The sequence below is a fragment of the Streptomyces sp. NPDC059828 genome, from assembly GCF_042731955.1.
GTDB lineage: Bacteria > Actinomycetota > Actinomycetes > Streptomycetales > Streptomycetaceae > Streptomyces.
Map to the genome: position 1 here is coordinate 15,289 of NZ_JBHWIW010000039.1, position 20,091 is coordinate 35,379.

General features: G+C 70.3%; 20 protein-coding genes and 2 pseudogenes. 14 read left to right on the forward strand and 8 right to left on the reverse strand.

Annotated elements, in window-relative coordinates; genetic code table 11:
• Positions 1 to 71: 71 nt before the first annotated feature.
• Positions 72 to 1,004: pseudogene (locus ACFV6V_RS22370) on the reverse strand (SMP-30/gluconolactonase/LRE family protein).
• A 100-nt stretch (positions 1,005 to 1,104) separates the two neighbouring features.
• On the opposite strand from ACFV6V_RS22370, the gene ACFV6V_RS22375 reads away from it, so the two are divergent.
• Positions 1,105 to 1,551: an Lrp/AsnC family transcriptional regulator gene (locus tag ACFV6V_RS22375; RefSeq protein WP_385567828.1), complete on the forward strand. Its 447-nt coding sequence runs from the start codon at positions 1,105 to 1,107 to the stop codon at positions 1,549 to 1,551.
• A 36-nt stretch (positions 1,552 to 1,587) separates the two neighbouring features.
• A pseudogene (locus ACFV6V_RS22380) lies at positions 1,588 to 1,860 on the forward strand (MarR family winged helix-turn-helix transcriptional regulator); the annotation flags it as partial.
• Between the two features lie 44 nt (positions 1,861 to 1,904).
• On the opposite strand, the gene ACFV6V_RS22385 reads toward ACFV6V_RS22380, so the two are convergent.
• From ACFV6V_RS22385 to ACFV6V_RS22410, 6 genes are all read right to left on the reverse strand, one after another.
• The gene (locus tag ACFV6V_RS22385; RefSeq protein ID WP_385567711.1) at positions 1,905 to 2,453 is read right to left on the reverse strand and encodes a hypothetical protein; all 549 of its coding nucleotides are present in this window, start codon (positions 2,451 to 2,453) and stop codon (positions 1,905 to 1,907) included.
• A 114-nt stretch (positions 2,454 to 2,567) separates the two neighbouring features.
• The gene (locus ACFV6V_RS22390) at positions 2,568 to 3,332 is read right to left on the reverse strand and encodes a succinate dehydrogenase iron-sulfur subunit (RefSeq protein ID WP_385567714.1); all 765 of its coding nucleotides are present in this window, start codon (positions 3,330 to 3,332) and stop codon (positions 2,568 to 2,570) included.
• The gene (gene sdhA, locus ACFV6V_RS22395; protein WP_385567716.1) at positions 3,332 to 5,086 is read right to left on the reverse strand and encodes a succinate dehydrogenase flavoprotein subunit; all 1,755 of its coding nucleotides are present in this window, start codon (positions 5,084 to 5,086) and stop codon (positions 3,332 to 3,334) included. Before sdhA ends, ACFV6V_RS22390 begins: the two co-directional genes overlap by 1 nt.
• A gap of 24 nt (positions 5,087 to 5,110) precedes the next feature.
• Positions 5,111 to 5,587, reverse strand: coding sequence for a succinate dehydrogenase hydrophobic membrane anchor subunit (locus ACFV6V_RS22400; protein ID WP_385567719.1), 477 nt, complete (start codon positions 5,585 to 5,587; stop codon positions 5,111 to 5,113).
• Between the two features lie 8 nt (positions 5,588 to 5,595).
• A complete protein-coding gene (gene sdhC, locus ACFV6V_RS22405; protein WP_147987791.1) occupies positions 5,596 to 5,976 on the reverse strand; it encodes a succinate dehydrogenase, cytochrome b556 subunit in 381 nt (126 codons plus the stop codon).
• Between the two features lie 155 nt (positions 5,977 to 6,131).
• On the reverse strand, positions 6,132 to 6,782 hold the full coding sequence (locus tag ACFV6V_RS22410; protein ID WP_385567831.1) for a 2-oxo-4-hydroxy-4-carboxy-5-ureidoimidazoline decarboxylase: 651 nt from the start codon (positions 6,780 to 6,782) through the stop codon (positions 6,132 to 6,134).
• 242 nt (positions 6,783 to 7,024) lie between these two features.
• Between ACFV6V_RS22410 and ACFV6V_RS22415 the strand changes: the two genes are divergently transcribed.
• The 3 genes from ACFV6V_RS22415 (at position 7,025) to ACFV6V_RS22425 (ending at position 10,261) form a co-directional block, all read left to right on the forward strand.
• A complete protein-coding gene (locus ACFV6V_RS22415) occupies positions 7,025 to 8,653 on the forward strand; it encodes a glycoside hydrolase family 20 protein (protein ID WP_385567833.1) in 1,629 nt (542 codons plus the stop codon).
• Between the two features lie 143 nt (positions 8,654 to 8,796).
• A complete protein-coding gene (locus ACFV6V_RS22420) occupies positions 8,797 to 9,618 on the forward strand; it encodes a DUF4328 domain-containing protein (protein WP_385567721.1) in 822 nt (273 codons plus the stop codon).
• Between the two features lie 115 nt (positions 9,619 to 9,733).
• Positions 9,734 to 10,261 (forward strand): hypothetical protein, encoded by a 528-nt coding sequence (locus ACFV6V_RS22425; RefSeq protein WP_385567724.1) that lies wholly within the window; start codon positions 9,734 to 9,736, stop codon positions 10,259 to 10,261.
• A 7-nt stretch (positions 10,262 to 10,268) separates the two neighbouring features.
• On the opposite strand, the gene ACFV6V_RS22430 is transcribed toward ACFV6V_RS22425, so the two are convergent.
• Positions 10,269 to 11,927 (reverse strand): N-acetylmuramoyl-L-alanine amidase, encoded by a 1,659-nt coding sequence (locus tag ACFV6V_RS22430; RefSeq protein ID WP_385567726.1) that lies wholly within the window; start codon positions 11,925 to 11,927, stop codon positions 10,269 to 10,271.
• 271 nt (positions 11,928 to 12,198) lie between these two features.
• Between ACFV6V_RS22430 and ACFV6V_RS22435 the strand changes: the two genes are divergently transcribed.
• The 9 genes from ACFV6V_RS22435 to ACFV6V_RS22475 all read left to right on the forward strand — a co-directional run bounded on the left by ACFV6V_RS22435 (position 12,199) and on the right by ACFV6V_RS22475 (position 20,010).
• A complete protein-coding gene (locus ACFV6V_RS22435; RefSeq protein WP_385567729.1) occupies positions 12,199 to 12,657 on the forward strand; it encodes a hypothetical protein in 459 nt (152 codons plus the stop codon).
• Between the two features lie 47 nt (positions 12,658 to 12,704).
• Positions 12,705 to 13,256 (forward strand): hypothetical protein, encoded by a 552-nt coding sequence (locus tag ACFV6V_RS22440; protein ID WP_385567732.1) that lies wholly within the window; start codon positions 12,705 to 12,707, stop codon positions 13,254 to 13,256.
• A 25-nt stretch (positions 13,257 to 13,281) separates the two neighbouring features.
• Positions 13,282 to 14,529, forward strand: coding sequence for an MAB_1171c family putative transporter (locus ACFV6V_RS22445; RefSeq protein WP_385567735.1), 1,248 nt, complete (start codon positions 13,282 to 13,284; stop codon positions 14,527 to 14,529).
• Positions 14,526 to 16,091, forward strand: coding sequence for an amidase (locus tag ACFV6V_RS22450; protein ID WP_385567738.1), 1,566 nt, complete (start codon positions 14,526 to 14,528; stop codon positions 16,089 to 16,091). The genes ACFV6V_RS22445 and ACFV6V_RS22450 overlap by 4 nt, the downstream gene beginning before the upstream one ends.
• Positions 16,092 to 16,317: 226 nt before the next feature.
• A complete protein-coding gene (locus ACFV6V_RS22455; RefSeq protein ID WP_385567740.1) occupies positions 16,318 to 16,800 on the forward strand; it encodes a MarR family winged helix-turn-helix transcriptional regulator in 483 nt (160 codons plus the stop codon).
• Entirely contained in the window at positions 16,797 to 17,243 is a 447-nt protein-coding gene (locus tag ACFV6V_RS22460) for a MarR family transcriptional regulator (protein ID WP_385567743.1), read from the forward strand. Before ACFV6V_RS22455 ends, ACFV6V_RS22460 begins: the two co-directional genes overlap by 4 nt.
• Before the next feature lie 183 nt (positions 17,244 to 17,426).
• Complete coding sequence (locus ACFV6V_RS22465) at positions 17,427 to 17,951, forward strand: GNAT family N-acetyltransferase (protein ID WP_385567745.1); 525 nt, start codon at positions 17,427 to 17,429, stop codon at positions 17,949 to 17,951.
• A 248-nt stretch (positions 17,952 to 18,199) separates the two neighbouring features.
• Entirely contained in the window at positions 18,200 to 18,940 is a 741-nt protein-coding gene (locus ACFV6V_RS22470) for an RNA polymerase sigma factor (protein WP_385567836.1), read from the forward strand.
• The gene (locus tag ACFV6V_RS22475) at positions 18,940 to 20,010 is read left to right on the forward strand and encodes a hypothetical protein (RefSeq protein WP_385567748.1); all 1,071 of its coding nucleotides are present in this window, start codon (positions 18,940 to 18,942) and stop codon (positions 20,008 to 20,010) included. Before ACFV6V_RS22470 ends, ACFV6V_RS22475 begins: the two co-directional genes overlap by 1 nt.
• The last annotated feature ends 81 nt before the right edge of the window (positions 20,011 to 20,091 follow it).

The window sequence follows — 20,091 nt, forward strand, 5'->3', positions numbered from 1 at the left end:
ATGGCTCGGACGATCAACGCGCCGTCATCCATCCTTCCCCGAAGCGCCCCGCATCGACCCGCCGGCCGGTGTCAGGATGTCCGGGGAGGGAGCCGGTCCGTCCCGGTCACCGACACGACCAGCGAGTACAGCGATGTCGTCGCGGTGATGAACAGCCTGTTGTTCTTCGGGCCGCCGAAGGTCAGATTCGACACCGGCTCCGGCACCAGGAGCCGGCCGAGCAGGGTGCCGTCCGGGTCGTAGCAGTGGACGCCGTCCTGCAGGGCGGCGGCCCACAGACGTCCTTCGTCGTCGAAGCGGATGTTGTCGAAGCTGCCGCGTGACGCCTCCGCGAAGACCTTGTCGCCGGTGAGGCGGCCACCGTCGTCCCGGACTTCGAGGACGCGGATGTGCCCGGCGCGGCTGTCCGACACGTACAGCCGGGTCTCGTCCAGCGAGAACACCAGGCCGTTGGGCCCCGAGAAGCCGTCGGCCACCAGTCGTACCTCGCCGTCCACCGGGTCGACCCGGTAGACGTTGCACGCGCCGATCTCGCTCTCGGCGCGATAGCCCTCGTAGTCACTGGTGATGCCGAAGTCCGGGTCGGAGAACCAGATCGAGCCGTCGGAGCGCACCACCGCGTCGTTCGGGGAATTGAGCCGCCTTCCCTGGTAGCGGTCGGCCAGGACCGTGACCGAGCCGTCGTGCTCGGTACGGGTGACCCGCCGATTGCCCTGCTCGCAGCTGACCAGACGACCCTCGCGGTCCAGCGTGTTGCCGTTGCTGTGGCCGGCGGGGGAGCGGAAGACGCCGACCGTGCCGGTCGTCTCGTCCCAGCGCAGCATGCGGTCGTTGGGGATGTCGCTCCAGATCAGCTGGCGCCAGGCGGGCAGATAGACCGGCCCCTCGGCTCAGCGGCAGTCTCCGTGGAGCTGCTCCAGGCGGGTGTCCCCGAACACACAACGTCCGGTGCGGAACCGCTTGTCCAGGATCTCATACCGTCCACCCTCGATTTCAGCAGACATGATTCACATACCCCCGTCGAAAGCTGAACATTGTTCGGAGTGATTCGATTATGGCAGAACGGGATATGGTTGCGGCATGCCTGTGGACAACGTGGATCGCCTGGACGCCGTCGACCGTGCTCTGCTGGCCCTGTTGCAGCAGGACGCCGGGCAGGCGTACGCCGCCCTCGGCAAGGCGGTCGGCCTCTCGGCCGGTGCCGCCCACGAACGCGTCCGCAAGCTGCGCGAGCGCGGAGTCATCCGCCGTACGACGGTCGATGTGGACCCCAGGGCGCTGGGCCTCGGTGTGCTGGCCTTCGTGATGGTCGACTCGTCGGCGTGGATGGGCGAATCGGCCGGGGCGTTCGCCGCGATACCTGAGATCGAGGAGGCCCACGTCATCGCGGGCAGCGCCTCGGTCCTGGTGAAAGTGCGCACGGGGACGACCGGGCAACTCCAGGACGTCCTCAGGCGCCTGTACGCCATCGACGGGGTGAGCGGTACTCAGGCGACCGTCTCGCTGGAGACCTTCTTCGAGCGCGGCTGCTCGTCCCCGCCCGCACCATAGGAGCCGTCCCGGCCGGCCTCCGCGCCGTGGGTCTCGTCCCCCGCGTCCGTCACCGGCCGCCTCGACGCCCTGGAACGCCGCGGTCTCATCCGCCGCACACCGTCGACCACCGACCGGCGCCGAGTCGTCGTGGAGCTCACGCCTGACGGCCGTGCGACCTGGCTGGGCGCGATGGACGTCCTCGGCCACGAGGAGTACCGCCTGCTCGGCGTACTCGGCAAGGACGAACGCGCGCTCCTCAACGACATGCTGCGCCGCATCATGGTCGTCGCGGAGGAGCGCGGCGACGCGGCCTGGGACACCCCGTGAGAAGCGCGCCGCCCCGCCCGGCCAGGGCCAGGGCCGGACAGTGCCTAGACGCTCAGTGAGCGCGCGTAGTTGACCTGCCCCATGACCCACTGGATGGTCTGCGGGCCCGCGGCCGGGATCATCGTCGTGTGGTGGCGGCCACCACTGCTGACGCTCACCTGGATGAAGCCCGTGGTGACCTTCTCCTTCATCAGCAGGAAGAACAGACCGAGCAGGCAGAAGATCGCGAAGATCACCGCCAGCACGACCCCGGCGGTGGGGATCTTCTCGTCGGTGCGGGACATGTCGGTGACGTTCCACACCGCGCCCTTGAGGGGGAGCATGCCGGCCGGGGTGACGATCGAGTCCTGGAGCACCGTGATGTCCCCGAGCGACAGCATCGTCATGCCCGGAGCGCCTGGCGCACCCGCGGCGGCCGGTGCGATCGGCGCCCCGCCCGCAGCACCCGGAACGGCCGGCAGCGTCTGCGGATAGCCGTATCCGGGCACGGTGTGGGGATAGCCGTATCCGCCGCTGTACTCGGGCGTGCCCGGAGACTGTGGCGGCCCCCACTGGTAGTCGCCGCTGTCCTGGTAAGGGTTCGGCGCGCTCATCTCGTCCCCGCTCTCACACAACAATGATCAATGACAAATGGCCATGGCAAAGGGCCCGTTCCGTACGGTGAGCGTACAGAAACGGGCCCCTGGGCGCTGCCGGACCCCGAGGGCTCAGAAGCGGCGCGTGATCAGCGCTCGCTTGACCTCCTGGATCGCCTTGGTGACCTCGATGCCACGAGGGCAGGCGTCCGTGCAGTTGAAGGTCGTACGGCAACGCCACACGCCATCACGGTCGTTGAGGATCTCCAGGCGCTGCTCCCCGGCCTCGTCACGCGAGTCGAAGATGAAACGGTGCGCGTTGACGATCGCGGCCGGGCCGAAGTACTGCCCGTCGTTCCAGAACACCGGGCAGGACGACGTGCACGCGGCGCACAGGATGCACTTGGTGGTGTCGTCGAAGCGCTCGCGGTCCTCGGCGGACTGGAGGCGCTCACGCGTCGGCTCGTTGCCGGTGGTGACCAGGAACGGCATCACGTCCCGGTATGCCTGGAAGAACGGCTCCATGTCCACGACCAGGTCCTTGAGGACCGTGAGGCCCTTTATGGCCTCGACCGTGATGGGCTTCTCCGGGTTGATGTCCTTGATCAGCGTCTTGCAGGCGAGCCTGTTCTTGCCGTTGATCCGCATCGCGTCGGAGCCGCAGATGCCGTGCGCGCAGGAGCGCCGGAAGGTCAGCGTGCCGTCGACGTCCCACTTGATCTTGTGGAGGGCGTCGAGCACCCGCTCCTTCGGGTCGATCTCGATCTGGAAGTCCTGCCACTCCGCCTCGTCCGAGATCTCGGGGTTGAAGCGGCGGATCCGGAAGGTGGCCGTGATGTACGGGGACGCGGGGCTGGCCGGGATCGCGTCCGACTTCTCGAGTACGGGGGTTGCCATCAGTACTTACGCTCCATCGGCTGGTAGCGGGTCTGGACGACGGGCTTGTAGTCGAGACGGATGGTCTCGGAGCCGTCGGCGCCGACCTCGCGGTACGCCATGGTGTGGCGCATGAAGTTGACGTCGTCGCGATTCGGGAAGTCCTCGCGGTAGTGACCGCCGCGCGACTCCTTGCGAGCGAGCGCGGAGACGGCCATGACCTCGGCCAGGTCGAGCAGGTTGCCCAGCTCGATGGCTTCCAGCAGGTCCGTGTTGAAGCGCTTGCCCTTGTCCTGGATGGACACGCTCTTGTAGCGCTCGCGCAGCTCGGCGATCTTCTCGACGGCCGTCTTGATGGTCTGCTCCGTACGGAAGACCATCACGTTGGCGTCCATCGTCTCCTGGAGCTCCTTGCGGATCTGCGCGACCCGCTCGTTGCCGGTGGAGGCACGCAGCTGCTCGACCATCTCCACCACGAGGGAGGCGGGGTTCTCCGGCAGGTCCACGTAGTCCGCCTTCGCCGAGTACTCGGCGGCTGCGATACCGGCGCGGCGCCCGAAGACGTTGATGTCGAGCAGCGAGTTGGTGCCCAGGCGGTTGGCGCCGTGCACCGACACGCAGGCGACCTCACCCGCGGCGTACAGACCCGGGACGACGGTGGTGTTGTCGAGGAGGACCTCACCCTCGACGTTGGTCGGGATGCCGCCCATCGCGTAGTGCGCGGTCGGCTGGATCGGGATCGGGTCCGTGTAGGGCTCGATGCCGAGGTACGTGCGCGCGAACTCGGTGATGTCTGGGAGCTTCGCGTCCAGCTGCTCCGGGGGCAGGTGGGTGAGGTCCAGGTAGACGTGGTCGCCCTCGGGGCCGCAGCCGCGGCCCTCGCGGATCTCCGTGTAGATGGAGCGCGAGACGACGTCACGCGAGGCGAGGTCCTTCATGACGGGCGCGTACTTCTCCATGAAGCGCTCGCCGTCCTTGTTGCGGAGGATGCCGCCCTCACCGCGGGCGCCCTCCGTCAGCAGGATGCCCATGCGCCAGATGCCCGTCGGGTGGAACTGGAAGAACTCCATGTCCTCCAGCGGCAGACCGCGCCGGTAGCAGGCGGCCTGCCCGTCACCGGTCAGCGTGTGCGCGTTGGAGGTCACCTTGAAGAACTTGCCGGTGCCGCCGGACGCGTAGATGACGGCCTTCGCCTGGAAGACGTGGATCTCACCGGTGGCCAGCTCGTACGCGACGACACCGGCCGACCTGCGGACGCCGTCGACCTCGGTGATGAGCTGGTCCAGGACGTAGAACTCGTTGAAGAACTCCACGCCCTCCTTGACGCAGTTCTGGTACAGCGTCTGGAGGATCATGTGACCGGTGCGGTCCGCGGCGTAGCAGGACCGGCGCACCGGAGCCTCGCCGTGGTTGCGGGAGTGGCCGCCGAAGCGGCGCTGGTCGATGGTGCCGTCCGGGGTCCGGTTGAACGGCAGGCCCATCTTCTCCAGGTCGAGGACGGCGTCGATGGCCTCCTTCGCCAGGATCTCGGCGGCGTCCTGGTCGACCAGGTAGTCACCGCCCTTGACCGTGTCGAAGGTGTGCCACTCCCAGTTGTCCTCCTCCACGTTGGCCAGCGCGGCGGCCATGCCGCCCTGCGCGGCGCCCGTGTGGGAGCGGGTGGGGTAGAGCTTCGTCAGCACTGCGGTGCGGCTGCGCTTCGTCGCCTCGATGGCGGCGCGCATACCGGCGCCGCCTGCGCCGACGATGACGGTGTCGTACTTGTGGATCTTCATCAGTGTTTCGCCTCAGCCCCGTGCCTAGCGGATGTTCGGGTCGAAGGTGAAGATCACCAGCGTGCCCAGAAGGATGGTGAACACTGTGGCGGTGTACAGCAGGCCCTTGAGCCACAGGCGCGTGTTCGCCCGCTCCGCGTAGTCGTTGATCACGGTACGCAGGCCGTTGGCGCCGTGCAGCATCGCCAGCCACAGCATCAGCAGGTCCCAGACCTGCCAGAACGGGGACGCCCAGCGGCCGGCCACGAAGGCGAAGCCGATCTTGGAGACACCGCCGTCCAGCACGAGCTGGATCAGCAGGTGGCCGATGACGAGGACGACCAGCACGACACCGGACAGGCGCATGAAGAGCCATGCGGCCATCTCGAAGTTGCCGCGGGTGGTCCTCGGCGTCCTTGAGGTGCGCTTGCGCGGGGCCTCGATGACGGGGGCCGGGTTCTCGACGTCGTAGAGGGCAACGCCCTCGACGGCGCCGATCGCGGAAGGGTTCTCAGCAGACATGTCTGGCGTCAGCTCCCGAACAGTTCACGTGCGGCGTGGCCGAGGACGGGGTAGAGCGCGCCTGCCATCAGCACGACCCAGATGCCCATGACGGTCCAGAGCATCTGCTTCTGGTAGCGGGGGCCCTTTGACCAGAAATCGACGGCGATGACACGAAGGCCGTTGAGCGCGTGGAAGAGGATGGCGGCCACGAGGCCGTACTCCAGCAGCGCGACGAGCGGTGTCTTGTAGGTCGCCACGACCTCGTCATAGGCCTCGGGCGAGACGCGAACGAGCGCGGTGTCCAGCACGTGTACGAACAGGAAGAAGAAGATGAGGACGCCGGTGACTCGATGAGCCACCCAGGACCACATACCTTCCCGGCCGCGGTACAGCGTTCCAGCCGGCACGGAAAAACCCTCCGGGAGCGGGGATTGGAGCCGGCCGCCAGCGTTCTCCCAAAGGTGACAGCTATGTCGGTCTGGCCCGGCCGGGTACGGTCCACCGGCCCCGGCCATGGTAGCGACGAGTTGTCGGTTCCCTCGCGCGGGGTCGTGTTGTGTGATCAAACAGGCACGGACGGGCTATCAGGACGGCCTTCGGGACAACCGGAATGGCCCTGTCGGCTCTGTCCGGGCACGACCGGGGCGGTGGCGGCCGCGTTGGCCACCAGATGGGCGAGCCGCGCGCGGGCCAGCCGACGCAGTTCGTCGGCGGCGATCACCCGTTCGTCGTCCGGATCGTTGCCGAGTCGTGAGCGGATCGCGGTCAGTATCTGGTCGGGCTGCTCGTCGGGGCGGTAGCCGTCGAGGCAGATCACGAAGGCGTGGCCGAATCTGCTCTGGTACGCGGCGTGTGCGGCGTGCAGCGCCGTGTGGGCGGCAGGGGGCGCACCCGGGGGCAGGGCGGCGGGGGTCTCGTCGGTGAGCGCCTCGTCCAGATCGGTCGCCGAGAGGTCGTAGCCGGCCTCGTCGGCGGCGGCGAGGAGGGCGTGCAGATCGGGGTAGGGCCGGTGGGTGGCGATACGGCGGCCCCAGCGACGGCTGCCGCAGCAGGCGAGCAGGGCCGCCTCGGCGGCGCCGTCGGACGCGGTGTTGAACCGTTCGAGTCCGGGCAGGCGAGGGAAACGGGAAGGGGCGCCCGCCGGACCACGTGACGGTCCGGATGGGGCGGGGACCCGCGGGAGGCCGCTGTGAGATTCGCTGGACCTGGACAGCGTGTGTGCTCCTCGGCTCCTCGGCTTGCTCCACTTGCACCACCCGGGCGTGTCGTACGCCTGCGAACAGTGGGGCGCGTGCGCCGTCACGCTATCGATTCAGGGGTGGAAACCGTCCGGTTGTTGCATGAATTTCACCCGGAAGGGAGAGTTTCGGGGAGCATGGTAGACGATTCTGCCTGACTTCGCCTGATTCATCTTGATTGGTCATACTTCTTCGGGATGAGGAGGCTGATCAGATGATCTCGCGGTCCAGGAGCGCACGGCTGCTGGCGGGCTCGATAGCCGCGGCGACGGCTGCCCTGACGACGATGGTGTCCTGCTCCTCGGGAGCGTCCGGGGCGCCCGGAGTGTCCGGCGACAGCCCGGCAGGCGCACGCGGCGAAGGGCAGCGGCCGCCCGCCGCCACCCCCACTCCCACCCCGGCCCCCACGAAGAGCTACCCGCTCTCCACGGCCCCCCGCACCATCCCCTCGGTCCGCACTCACGAGCCGGCCCGCGGCCCCGGCTGGCACCCGGCCCCCGGCAGCGTGATCGTCGTCGCCAAGGGCAGCGAGGCGCTCGCCGACGAGGCGCGGCTGCTGGCCAAGGAGCTCAAGACCGGCGTTCGCAACGGCGGCCAGGTGCGCCCCGGGGACGTGGAGCTGACGCTCGGCGCTTCGGGCGCCGGCGCCCCGGAGTCGTACACCCTCACCACACGTGGCAACCGGGTACGGATCACCGGCCCCGACGAAGCGGGCGTGTTCTACGGCACCCGCACCCTCAAGCAGGCGCTGCGCTCGGGCGGCACCGTGCCCGAAGGCGTCATACGCGACCGGCCCGACCGCCCGCAGCGCGGGCTCAACGTCGACATCGCCCGCAAGCACTACACCGCGGGCTGGATAGAGACCCGGCTGCGCGAGATGGCCGACCTCAAGCTGAACACCCTGGGCCTGCACTTCTCCGACGACCAGGGCTTCCGCATCGCGTCCGACTCCCACCCAGAGGTGGTCTCCGCACAGCACCTCAGCAAGGCCGAGGTGCGCCGGATCATCGCCCTCGCACGCAGCCTGCACATCGATGTCGTCCCCGAGATCGACTCGCCCGGGCATCTGGGCGCGGTGCTGCGCGCCCACCCGGACCTGCGGCTGCTCAATGTGCAGGGTGTGCCGAGGCAGGGCGCGATCGACATATCCAAGCCCGGCGCCGCGAAGATCGTGGACGATCTGCTGCGGGAGTACGCGGGCCTCTTCCCGGCCGGCTGGTTCCATGTGGGCGCCGACGAGTACCAGGCGCTGACCGTGCGCGACCCGGCAGCCTCGTACCCGCAGCTCGCCCAGGCCGCGGTGCGCACGTACGGGCCCGACGCCGGGGTGAAGGACCTGGCGACCGGCTGGCTGAACGACCGGGCCGCGGTGGTGCGGGCGGCGGGCAAGCAGCCAAAGGCGTGGAACGACGGGTTCTTCAGCGGCGGCGTGACCAGCCCCGGCAAGAACATCGAGGTCGAGTACTGGACCGGCAAGGAGACCGGGGCGCGGCCGCCGCAGGAGTATCTGGCCGAGGGCCGCAAGGTGGTCAACCTCAACGACGAGTACCTCTACTACGTGCTCGGCGAGCCCAACGACTTCACCTACCCCACCGGCCGCCGTATCTACGAGCAGTGGACCCCGCTCGTCCTGCGCGGCACCACGCCGGTCCCGGCCCGCTACTCCGGCCAGATCCTGGGCGGACGCCTCGCCGTCTGGAGCGACCTGGCCGACGCCCAGACCCAGGACCAGGTGGCGTCCGGCATCCGGATGCCGTTGCGGGCGGTCTCCCAGAAGCTGTGGACACCGGGTCAGCCGCCGCTGGACTGGGCGGCGTTCGGCGCGCTGGCGAACCGGCTGGGGTGAGCGCGGTGGTGTCGCCGAACCCGCTGGACTGTGTGCGGCCGGGCCGCATAGGGTCCGCGGGCGGTTTCTGACCCGGCCGCAATGGTGCCTTTGGGGAGAAGGTGCCGGATGGTCCGTACCACCTCAGGGGGGAATTCCCAGCCGTGCTCTGCTCCAACTGCACCACCCACCCGGCCGCGACGAGCGGGGGCCTCTGCGAGGACTGCGCCGCGGCCCTGGCGCCGGCGCCCGCGCCTACCCAGACGCCGGTGGCGGCCCCGCCCGCCGCTCCGGCTCCCGTGCCCGCCCCGCGGGTCGGGCCGCGCGCGCCCGTCGTGCTCTCGTACGTCGCCATCACCCTGCTCGCGGTCGTGGTGCTGGCCGACCTGGCGTGGATGGCGGCGGCCGCGCACATCCGCGGGCTCATGGAGGACGCCGGTGCGCACACCGCGGACGAGCTGGACAGCGGAGACCTGTTCATGGCCGGTTCATCGACGGTCTACAGCTTCGCCCTGCTCGTGGCGGGTGTCTTCTTCGTCATCTGGTTCCACCGGGCGCGCGTCAATGCCGGGGTGCTGCGGCCGGATCTGCAACGCCGCGGCTCCGGCTGGGCGATCGGCGGCTGGTTCATCCCCTTCGGCAACCTCTGGATCCCGCGCTCGGTCGCCGGTGACATCTGGGACGCCTCCCTGCCCGACTACGGTCAGGACAAAAAGGGCGCGTCGCACGCCCTGCTCAACTTCTGGTGGGCGCTCTGGCTGGTCTCGGCGCTGCTCGGGCAGGTCGCCGACGCCGCATACGACCAGGCGGAGAGCCCTGAAGCGATTCGTGTCGCCGCGGCTGTCCTGATGATCGGCAGCGTGGTCGACATAGCGGCCGCGCTGCTGGCGATCGCCGTCGTGCGCAGGATGACGCTCATGCAGCAGCAGAAGGCCGGCGGGAGCGTGCCGAGTGTGGCGGTGCCCCACCCGCAGCACGGAGGCTGAGCGACCGCGAGTCCAAAGTCCGGCGGTTTCTGGCCGACAGGGGTGACGATTTTGAGCCAGGCGACGCAGAATGAGGCAGTGACCACGCAGCGTCCGCATCGTTCGGGAGGCGTCGATGAGCCTGGTGGAACTGATCGCAGAAGCGGATGAGAGGAGCCTGGCTGCCAGTGGTGTGGCCTGCCTCGACCGCTGTCTGCCCCTCCTTGTCGAGGAGACCGACGTGCTGCGCCCCCTCTGGGCGGGCATCGCGGACGGTGAGGACGGCTGGGCAGGGCGACTCCGGTCCACGAGGGCGGCGCTGGACGACACCACCGCGATCGGTGAAGCCGCGGCTCCGGTGCGGAGGATGATCCGCGAGGCCCCTTCCGAGTGGTCCACCGAGCAGCTCGGCGAGTGGGCCACGGCCTGCTCGGCGCTCGCACTCGAACTCCACCAGGACCTCGACCCGTCGGGCGGCGCGGCGGGCCCGCTCGCCGCCGGCGAGCAGCGCCGGCAGGTCCAGATCCTGGAAGCCCTCTCGGCCATCCCGGGCGGCGCCGGACTGCGCAGGGCCCTGGATCTCTCGGTGGAGGGGCAGCGGGTGCTGCGCGCCGCCCTCTCCCGCAGGGCGAGGGCGGCGCGGACTCCGGCGGACCGGGCCTGAGCGGCTCTCAGCTCACAGGGCCCTTCGCGGCGATGGCCACGGCCCCGCCCGCCCCGCCCTTCGCCACGACCGCCCCGTCGGCGAGCAGCTCGTCGTAGCCGTCGCCGTCGGTGTCCTGGGCCGTGAACGCCGCGGCGGCGGCCCACTGACCGTCGATCGTCGGTGCGCCCGTGGTCGTGAGCCCGGTGGCCGAGCCGTGGAAGGTGGCGATGCCCCGTCCGGTCAGCGCGGCCAGGTCGGCGTATCCGTCACCGTTCAGATCGCCCGTGGCCAGGGCATGTCCCCCCGCGCCGAACAGCGTCGCGGGAGAGGTGGTGTCGAGCCCGCTCGCCGTGCCGTTCAGGATGAAGAGGGGGATGTCGCCCAGCGCGGTGCGGAAGGACAGTGCGGCGTCCTCGAAGCCGTCCCCGTTGAAGTCACCCGTCGTCACCTGGATCCCGGAGGCGCCGGAAGTGGTCTTCGGGGTGAGGCCGGCCGCCATGGCCGTGGCCAGTGCCCGGATCTCGGGCAGATTGGCGTACAGCTTGTCACCGGGGCAGTCGGTCGCCGAGCCGTCACGGTGACCGGAGATGCGGCGGAGGCTGACCCGCTGCCCCGCGCGGTATTTGCCGTTGTCCGTGGACACGGTGAGCGTGACGCTGCCCGCGGGGTCCTGCTTGTAGAGCCCGAGCTTCCAGGCGGCGACCCAGGCGACCGCCCTGCGCGCGGCCGCGGTCGCGCCGGCCGTCATGTAGTCCCCGAGCACCGAGACGCTGCTCGTGTCGACGTTCAGGCCGAGGGTGTGCGCCCCCTGGATGGGCTTGTCGATACCGCCCGCCCGGCCCTCGAAGATCTTGCCGCACTTGTCCACGAGGAAGTGGTAGCCGATGTCGTTCCAGCCCTGGCCCACCACGTGGTAGCGGAAGATGGCGCGGATGATCGAGGGCGACTGGGCGCAGGTGTAGTTGTTCGTCCCCGCGGTGTGGTGGACGAAGACCGCCTTGGTGGTCTTGTTGTACTTCGGCGGCTCCTTGACGAGCGACTCGTCGGCGCCCCAGCCGGAACGGGGGGCGACGGCCGGCCTAGGGGCCGTGGCCCGAACGCGGGCATCCGGGGCTGCGGGCGGAGCCGCTGACGGCGGCAGGGCGGCAGCGGCTCCGCCGGCCACCGGCCCGGGGTCGACCAGCTCCAGCCGCAGTCCGCGCGGCAGCGCGTCCCCCTGCGCCCGCAGCTGCACACCGTCGGCGGCCCCGGTCCACAGCGGCGCGGTCCCGCCCCGTAGTGCCGCACCCGCCGACTCGGGTGCGCGGATCTCGGCTTCGAGCGCCCGCCACGCGGACCAGGCACCCGTACGGCTGTCCCGGGTACGCACCTTGACGGTGCCGTCCAGCTGGGCCGTGGGGTCGTCCCAGGTCAGGCCGAGCAGGCTGAACGGCTGGGTGGCGCGGGCGGGAAGCGTCCGGAGCACCGGATCGTCGCCGGCCGGTACGGGCACGCTGTGGACGTGGCTCGCCGCCGCTCGTGCCTCGGAGGAAGGCGAGGGCGGGGGCGGAGTCAAGGGCCGGGGCCCGGGCGCACGCGGGGAGGCGGGCACGGCGGACGTCGTGGGCCCCGCGAGGGACAGCCCCACGGCAAGGGCGGCGGCGAGGGTGGCGCGTCGTGAACGCCTCTGGGCACGGCTGGTCATGGCGCGCGAGCTTACGGAGCAGATCATGCCAAACGGTGCAGGCCCGGCCCTGGCCGCTGCGCTGATCGCCCGAAATGAGGAGGTGATTGACGGGCCATCGGCGTACTTTCGACGGCTGTTCGGGTGACGCTTCCCTTTGGCGGAGCGTCAACTATAGTTACGCACGACGTGTGCGCGTCAACTATAGTCACGCCTGCGGGAAGGGGGTTGGTGCGCAGTGGTGGAGTGGGACGAGCAGGGGTATCGGCCTCAGGAGTCTCAGGCAGCCCAGGTGCCTCAGGGGCACGTTCGGCCGGTTCCCGTCCCGGGCCCTGGAGCGTCCTTCGGTGACCGCCTCAACTTCCTGTTCGACCGGGTGCGTCCCCCGGGGGCGGAGGAGTACACGAACGCCCATGTGGCCCGCACGATCTCGGCGTACGGCGAGGACAGCTACACGCGCTCCCACATCAGCCTGCTCCGTGCCGGCAAGCGGACCCCGACCATCACCATCGTTCCGCTGCTCGCCCGCTTCTTCGGTGTGGAGGCCGCCTACTTCGTCGAGGACGAGGTGACGCGGAAGATCGCGACGCAGTTCGAGATCCTGCGCAAGCTGAAGGAGAGCGGAGTCGAGCAGATCGCGCTCCGGTCGATGGGCGTGTCCGCGGCGGGCCAGCGCAAGGTGCTGGCCGCACTCGAAGCCGTACGAAGAGAGGAAGGACTGCTCGACGACCCCGCGAAGGACCTGCCGTGACCGGCGACCAGTGCCGGAACGAGACCGGAACGAGAGGAGGGCTCTCCATGTGGCTCAGCCGCCGTAGGCGTCGCAGCACGGCCGACAGGATCGAGCGTCAGAGCCGGGAGTTCGTCCAGAACCTCGGACTGCCCGCCGTCGACAGTGTCCTCGACCTGGTGCCGTTCATGGAGCAGCGCCTCGGCCGGTCGATCCGGCTCATGCCGTTCGCCTCGGACCCGGCCGACCCGGACTCCCTCGACGCCTCCTCCCCGTGCGGAATGTGGCTGGCAACGCAGGACACCGACTATGTGTTCTACGACACCGCCATCGGCCGGGCACACGCCGAGATCGTGGTGGGCCACGAGTTCGGCCACATGCTCAAGCGCCACCGGGGCAATGCCCCGATCGACGTGGGCAGCCTCGGCGGACTGATCACCGACATCGACCCCGCCACGGTGCAACTCGTCCTGGGGCGTACTCGATTCAACGAGCCGGAGGAGTTCGAGGCCGAGATGCTGGGGTCTCTGCTGCAAGAGCATGTGACCGTGTCCCGTACGCCGGACGTCCGGGGACGCGAAGCCGATGCCGACCCCATAGCCCGCACGTTGCTGCGCTGAGCGAAAGCCGACCGGACAGAGCCTCGTGAAAGACATACTCCACCCGCTGTGCCTCGCCATCGCAGGCACCGGATTCCTCATCCTGCTCCGCGACCTGCTGATCCGCGACGCGGGCAGGAACCAGGACCCGAGCACGAGCCAGGACAAGAGTCAGAACCTGCGCCGCCGCGACCCGGCGCTCGTCGCCCTGGCGTTCACGTACGGCTTCTCCGCACTCAGCTACGCCGTGTCCCTCACCTGGGTGTGGGTACGCGTCGACGGCCTCTTCGGCGTCCCGAACATCGTCGTCCCGATCGCCCAGGGCTTCGTGATCGTGGTCCTCGCGAGCCAGGCGACGGTCCTCGCGTACTGGTCGAAGCCCTCCGATGAGGCCCGCCGCCGCAGCCGGATCCTGCTCCTCGCCGCGGTGGCCGTCATCGCCGCGATGGCCGTGCTGTTCGCGTTGCTCACCCCGGCCTCCACCAGACCCACCGACTTCTCCCTGTACTACGCGCACGACCCGGTGTTCCAGGCCTATGTGCTGCTGTACTTCGGCACGTACAGCGTCGCCGAGACCTATCTGGCGGTGTCCTGCTGGAGGTACGCGCGCAAGGCCACCAACCGCTCGATCGCCTTCAGCCTGCGCCTTGTGACCGTCGGCGCGGTCATCACCCTCGTGTACAGCGGCATCCGGATCGCCGCGATCATCGGCGCCGAGACCGGCTTCAGCGTCAGCCATCTCAATGACTTCGCCTGGGCGTGCGGGGACATCGGTGCCACGCTCACCCAGATCGGCTACCTCATCCCCACCGTCGCCCTGCGCGCGGCGGGGGTGAGCGACTGGGCCACCGCGCACCTCCGCTACCGGCGGCTGGGGCCGCTGTGGTCCGCGCTCGACCAGGCCGACCCGGGCATCACCCTGCGCCGCCCGGCGCGCCAGGGAAGGGACGTACTCCGGGGCCGCAGCGCCCACTTCCCCCTGCTGCGCCGCCGCGTCGAGATCCGCCAGGGCCAGAAGCTGATGCGCCGCTACCTCGATCCGGCTGTCCGGACGCAGGCCGAGGAGCGTCGCGCGGCCGAAGGCCTGACCGGCTCCGAGCTCGTCGCGGCCGTCACCGCCGACCAGATAAGCGCGGCCCTCGTCCAGCACGCGGCGGACGAACCCGCCCCGTCCCCGGCCGAGTTCGCCGACGCCGAACTGACCCTCGCCACCACCGAGGACGAGCTGCTGCACCTCCAGCGCGTCGCCGTGTACTTCACTCCCGTCACTTCAGGTTCAGGAGCCCGTCCGTGATCCTCCGACGCACCCTGCTCATCGCCTGCACGGCCCTTGCCGCGACGGCGTCCATGGTCACCATGTCCGTGGCAGCCGGGCGTTCCCGTGACGGCGACGACTCCGCGAAGCCCGCGCGCGGCACCGGTGAGCTGCACCTGGCACCCGCCCGCGAACAGCTCGCCGCGCTGCGACGCCGGACGATCACCAGCCGCGCCCTGCTGGAGCAGTACCTCCGGCACATCGACAGGACCAACCCCGGCCTCAACGCCGTCGTCACCCTGGACGCCGAGGCCGCACGGTCGGCGGCCGACGCCGCCGACCGCCATCTGGCCAGGACCGGCAAGCCGCTCGGGGCACTCCACGGCCTGCCCCTGACGGTCAAGGACGCCCTGGAGACGAAGGGGCTGCGCACCACCTGCGGTTCCCCCGACCTCAGCGACCACGTCCCCGCCCGGGACGCGGACGCCGTGGCCCGGCTGCGTGCGGCCGGGGCCGTCATCGTCGGCAAGACCAACGTCCCGGTGATGTGCCAGGACCTTCAGACCTCGAACCCGGTCTTCGGCGCGACGAAGAACCCGTACGACGGCACGAAGACCCCGGGCGGCTCGTCCGGGGGTCCCGCTGCCGCCGTCGCCACCGGTATGACCAGCCTCGAGCTCGGCTCCGACCTCGCGGGCTCCCTGCGCCTCCCGTCCGCGTACTGCGGTGTGTACGCGCTGCGCCCCAGCAGCGGCATCGTCCCCACCAGGGGCCACATCCCCCGGCCGCCGGGCTGGCTGACCAGCTCCGACATGCTCACCCCCGGCCCGCTCGCCCGGAACCCCGAGGACCTCGACCTCCTCCTCGGCGTATTGGCGGCCCCGGCTCCGGCCGAGGCCGCTGCCTGGCGGATCGACCTCCCGGCGCCGAGGCACGACCGGCTGGCGGACTACCGCGTCGGGCTGTGGCAGGACGACCCGTACTGCCACGTGGACGAGGACACCCGCGGTCTGCTGGACCAGGTCTCCGCACTCCTGCGGTCCGCGGGCGCCACCGTCGACGACGGCGTCCGGCCCGTGGACTTCGCCGGCAGCGACAGGCTGTTCCAGCAGCTCATGTTCGCCACGGCGAGCGCCACCGCCACGGATGACGGCTTCGCCGCCGATGTCGAAGCCGCCGAGAAGATCCCCGCCGACGATCCCAGTGGACTCTTCCTGCACTCACGCACCATGCGGCACCGGGACTGGCTGCGCGCCAACGAGGACCGCGAGAAGCTGCGTGGCCGGTGGGCCGAGTACTTCACGACTCATGACGTCCTCATCGCACCGGCCGTGCCCGCCGCCTCCGTCGACGACCAGACGTCCACGCCGGTCCCGGGGCGGTCCATCACGGTCGACGGTGAGAAGCGTCCGTACTTCGACCAGACGGCCTGGCTGAACCTGGCCGGTCCGGTGGGCCTTCCGTCCCTCGTGATGCCCGCGGGCCGGACCGCCGACGGCCTCCCGCTGGCCATCCAGATCATCGGCCCCTACCTGTCGGACCGCACGGTGACCGCTGTCGCCGCCCACCTGTCCCGTCGCCTGCCCGTCCCGGCGACGTGACAGGACACCCATGAACCGGGCTCGCTCTGCCCCCACGGGGGTGGGGCGGGGCGAGCCCGCACAGCGGAACAGCCGCACCCCGGCCGGGACGATCCGGCCGGGGTGCGGCCGTTTCATGAGACACCGTCAGGGCTGGGCCGGCACGTGGGCGCCGCGCGCCGTTCTGGGCGCGAGGGTACTGGCAAAATAGTAGCCATGTACATAGTCGCCATGTACTGTATCCAGCGTGAGTTCAGCAACCGAGGGCGCGACGGCAGGGTTCCTGGTCTGGCGCCTGTCGATGAAGTGGCGGGTGGCCGTCGACCGGGCGGTCGCGCCGCTGGGTCTGACCCATGCCCAGTACGCGTTGATGGCATCGCTGTACGGAATGCGGCGCTCCGGGATTCAGCCCAGCCAGCGGCGCCTCGCCGACCACACGGGGCTCGAGGCGTTGTACGTCTCCAAGCTCGCCCGCGCCCTGGAGGCCGCCGGACTCGTCTCCCGGACCCGGGACCCGGACGACCCGCGTGCCATGCGGCTGTCGCTCACCGAGCAGGGGAGCGAAGTCACCCACCGTGCGATCACGGTGGTCCAGGGGCTGCTGGACCAGCTGCTGGAGCCGCTCGGTGGGCAGGACGGCCCGCGCACACGGCAGTTCACCCGCGAGCTGGTGACCCTGCTCGACGTACCTCTTGATCCGTACCCCGAGAACGACAAGGAGCAGTCATGACCACCACCGCACCCACGGTCAACGGACGGGTCATCGCCTTGGCGCACTATGCCGCGCGCGCCCTCCTCGAGGGCGTACTGACCCGCCACGGTGCCACGTTCGACCAGAGCGTGACGCTCAGGGCCGTCGTCGCCGCGGGCGGGACCATCGGCCGGGACGAGCTCGTGGCCGACGTCACCGGCTCACTGAAGACCGACGAGTCGCTGGTACGCGGCGTGATCGACGAGCTCACGGCCGCGAAGCTGCTGGAAGGGGACCTGCCCGAGGTGTCCCGGACACGACTCACGGACGCCGGAAGGGAGCTGTACGAGACCACGACCGCGGAGACCGCCGAGATCTCCGCCCGGCTGTACGCAGGTATCCCCGCCGAGGACCTCGTGGTCGCGGGCCGTGTGCTCGGGCTGGTCACGGAGCGCGCGAACGCCGAGTTGGCCGGCGTCTGAGTCCTGCGTGAGGGCGCCCAACGCAGAATGGCCCGGATACCGACGGGGGATGCGGTATCCGGGCGCGTGATCATCCTCTCACAGGAGTGGGCCACGGGCACCGACGTCGCTGCCCGATGGCTGGATACGACCGCGTGTCGCCCGCGTGGCCCCGCTATTGACCAACCCCGGCGAAGGAGATCCGTGTCTGACCTCGTGCGCTCCGCGAGCGCTGCCGACCAACCCGTACTGGAGCGACTGTGGCTGATGTTCCATCATGATCTGTCCGAGCACTCCGACCAGCTGCCCATGCCGGATGGAACCTTTCGCGACGATCGGCTCAGGACGGCCCTTGCCGATGCCGACTGGGCGCCGTATCTGCTGATGAGCGACGACCGCCCCGCCGGTCTTGCGCTCGTCCGCGGTCTGAACGGCCCGGCGCGCGTGCTGAACAGCTTCTTCGTCGTCCGCGGGGCACGCAGGAGAGGGATCGGGGCGCAGGCTGTTCAGGAGATCACGGCCAGGCATCCGGGGCCGTGGGAAGTCGCCTTCCAGGACGCCAACCAGGCCGCGGTCCGATTTTGGCGCCATGTCGCGACCAGGGTCGCAGGCGAGGGATGGTCCGAGGAGCGCAGGCCGGTGCCGCGGCGGCCTGACCTGCCACCGGATGTCTGGATCTCGTTCAGCTCCGCCGGCCCGAGCGATCAAGGTCGAGGCGCCCGGGAGTAGTGGGGGGAGGACGACCGGGGCCGCCACCCCCCACAGGAGAGGCCCCGGTCGTCGTCCTACGAAGCCGCTGCGCGGCCCCGTACTCCGTTCAGCGCCGGGGGTGCGTTTTCTGTCACACGCATCGACAGCGCAGAATGTTGCAGGTTGTACAAGACGTGGACGTACGCAGCGGTAGCCGCGTAGCGTGCTTCTGCGCGAGGGCGTGTGCGGCGGCGGTGACCAGCCGCGATGACGAACGGGTAGTGGGAGTGCTGGGGGACGACGCGGAGCTGACCGCCGCGGTGCTCGCGGCTCAGGACGGAAGTGAAGACGCCTTCCGGACTGTGTACCGCGCCGTGCACCCGCGGCTGCTCGGTTACATACGCACACTGGTCGGTGAAGCGGACGCCGAGGACGTCGCGTCCGAGACCTGGTTGCAGATAGCCCGGGACCTGGAACGGTTCAGCGGGGACGCGGACCGGTTCCGCGGGTGGGCGGCGCGGATCGCGCGCAACCGCGCCCTGGATCACATACGGATGCGTGGGCGGCGCCCCGCGATCGGCGGCGACGAGACCGAACTGACGGGGAAGCCCGCCCAGTCCGACACCGCCGGCGAGGCCATGGAGGCGCTTGCCACCGGGCGGGCGATGGAGCTGATCTCGCAGCTGCCGCAGGACCAGGCCGAGGCGGTGGTGCTGCGGGTGGTCGTGGGGCTCGATGCCAAGACCGCCGCGCAGACCCTCGGGAAGCGGCCCGGGGCCGTCCGCACCGCCGCGCACCGGGGGCTGAAGCGGCTGGCCGAGCTGCTCGGCGCGAATGACGGCCCGGTGGCCGACGGCCCGGGTGACGGAAGTCACGGCGGTCAGCCGAACGGCGGAAGGCGCGGTTCCGTGAGTCTTGGAAAGGGCGCCGAACTGGGCGCCGTACCCCCGCAGCGACGCCCCCGGCGCGGAGTGGCGCGCTCCGCGGGTGTGACGCATTCGCGTCTGCGGACGCAGAAGGACATGTGATGGCCTACGAGCGCTACCCATGGCTCGACCAGGAGGCCGCGGAGCGGTTGCTGCGCGGTGAGCCGGTCGAGCCTGCTGGCGTTGACGCGCGTAGTGCGGTCGAGGCGCGGCGGCTCGCCGCTGCTCTCGATGCTGCCCGTACGCCCGAGGCGGCAAACGATCCCCTGGCGCTGCGCGGTGAGGAGGCGGCGCTGGCCGCCTTCCGCAAGGCGCGTGACGGTGGCGCGGAGGAACTCCTGCCGACTGCGGTGCGGCTCGGCGGCGCGGCGCCCGACACTCCCGTGACACCCGTGGGGTCCGGCGCTCCCGTATCCCGCCCGGGACGCTGGGCGCGGCCCATGCGCTGGGGACTGGCCGCCTCGCTCGCCGGGTTCGCGGTGGGCGGTGTGGCCGTGGCCGCCGGCACAGGTGTGCTGCCCACTCCCTTCGGTGACGATCGCGCGCCACTGCCCGGATCGTCCGTATCCGCTCCGGTTTCACCAGGTCCGCTCGAGTCCGGTCCTGCGACCGGCGGTTCCGGCGCAGCGACCCCGGATGGCCCGCCGACCGGCGATGGCGGTGCCGTGGCGCCGTCGTCCCCCGGCGCCGAAGAAGCCACCAATGGAGCGGACGGCGGTGGCACGGCGAGTCCGGACGGCCGCGGCCGAAGCGACAAGCAGGGCGGCGGCCACTCCCGGGACTGGGACAACGACGGGGACAGCCGCAGCGAGTGGTACGCCAAGACCCTCGAGGCTTGCCGCGACTACCGCAGCGGGCAACTCGGCGAGGAGAGCAGGCGTCAGCTCGAGTCCCTCGCCAAGGGCTCGGACCGGGTCACGCGGTTCTGCGACCGGCTGCTCAGCGGCGCGACCGGGAGCGCCGGTGACGGGACTTCCGGCGACGGTGACGACAGCGGCGACGATGACGCCGACAACGACGGTGACGGCGACGGCGGCCGTGGCGGGAACGACGACCGCGGCGACGACCCGGGCAAGGGCTGGAGCGACGGCGGCAGCACCCAGGGGACGAACTCCCTGACGGTCGTTCCGCTGCCCGCGCTCTCCATGTCGGCCACGATCCACGTGCTCTGACGCGCTCTGAGCTGCGCTTTTCTCTTTCCCGGAAAAAATTTTCGGCCAGGTGTGACGTTTTTCGGCGGTGCGGCGCAGTTG

Excerpts from the sequence above, each read along its gene's own strand:
- ACFV6V_RS22385 (WP_385567711.1), bottom strand. The coding sequence starts at position 2,453 with ATGAGCGCGCCGAACCCTTACCAGGACAGCGGCGACTACCAGTGGGGG.
- ACFV6V_RS22390 (WP_385567714.1), bottom strand. The coding sequence starts at position 3,332 with ATGGCAACCCCCGTACTCGAGAAGTCGGACGCGATCCCGGCCAGCCCC.
- sdhA (WP_385567716.1), bottom strand. The coding sequence starts at position 5,086 with ATGAAGATCCACAAGTACGACACCGTCATCGTCGGCGCAGGCGGCGCC.
- ACFV6V_RS22400 (WP_385567719.1), bottom strand. The coding sequence starts at position 5,587 with ATGTCTGCTGAGAACCCTTCCGCGATCGGCGCCGTCGAGGGCGTTGCC.
- ACFV6V_RS22425 (WP_385567724.1), top strand. The coding sequence starts at position 9,734 with ATGAGCCTGGTGGAACTGATCGCAGAAGCGGATGAGAGGAGCCTGGCT.
- ACFV6V_RS22430 (WP_385567726.1), bottom strand. The coding sequence starts at position 11,927 with ATGACCAGCCGTGCCCAGAGGCGTTCACGACGCGCCACCCTCGCCGCC.
- ACFV6V_RS22440 (WP_385567732.1), top strand. The coding sequence starts at position 12,705 with ATGTGGCTCAGCCGCCGTAGGCGTCGCAGCACGGCCGACAGGATCGAG.
- ACFV6V_RS22460 (WP_385567743.1), top strand. The coding sequence starts at position 16,797 with ATGACCACCACCGCACCCACGGTCAACGGACGGGTCATCGCCTTGGCG.
- ACFV6V_RS22475 (WP_385567748.1), top strand. The coding sequence starts at position 18,940 with ATGGCCTACGAGCGCTACCCATGGCTCGACCAGGAGGCCGCGGAGCGG.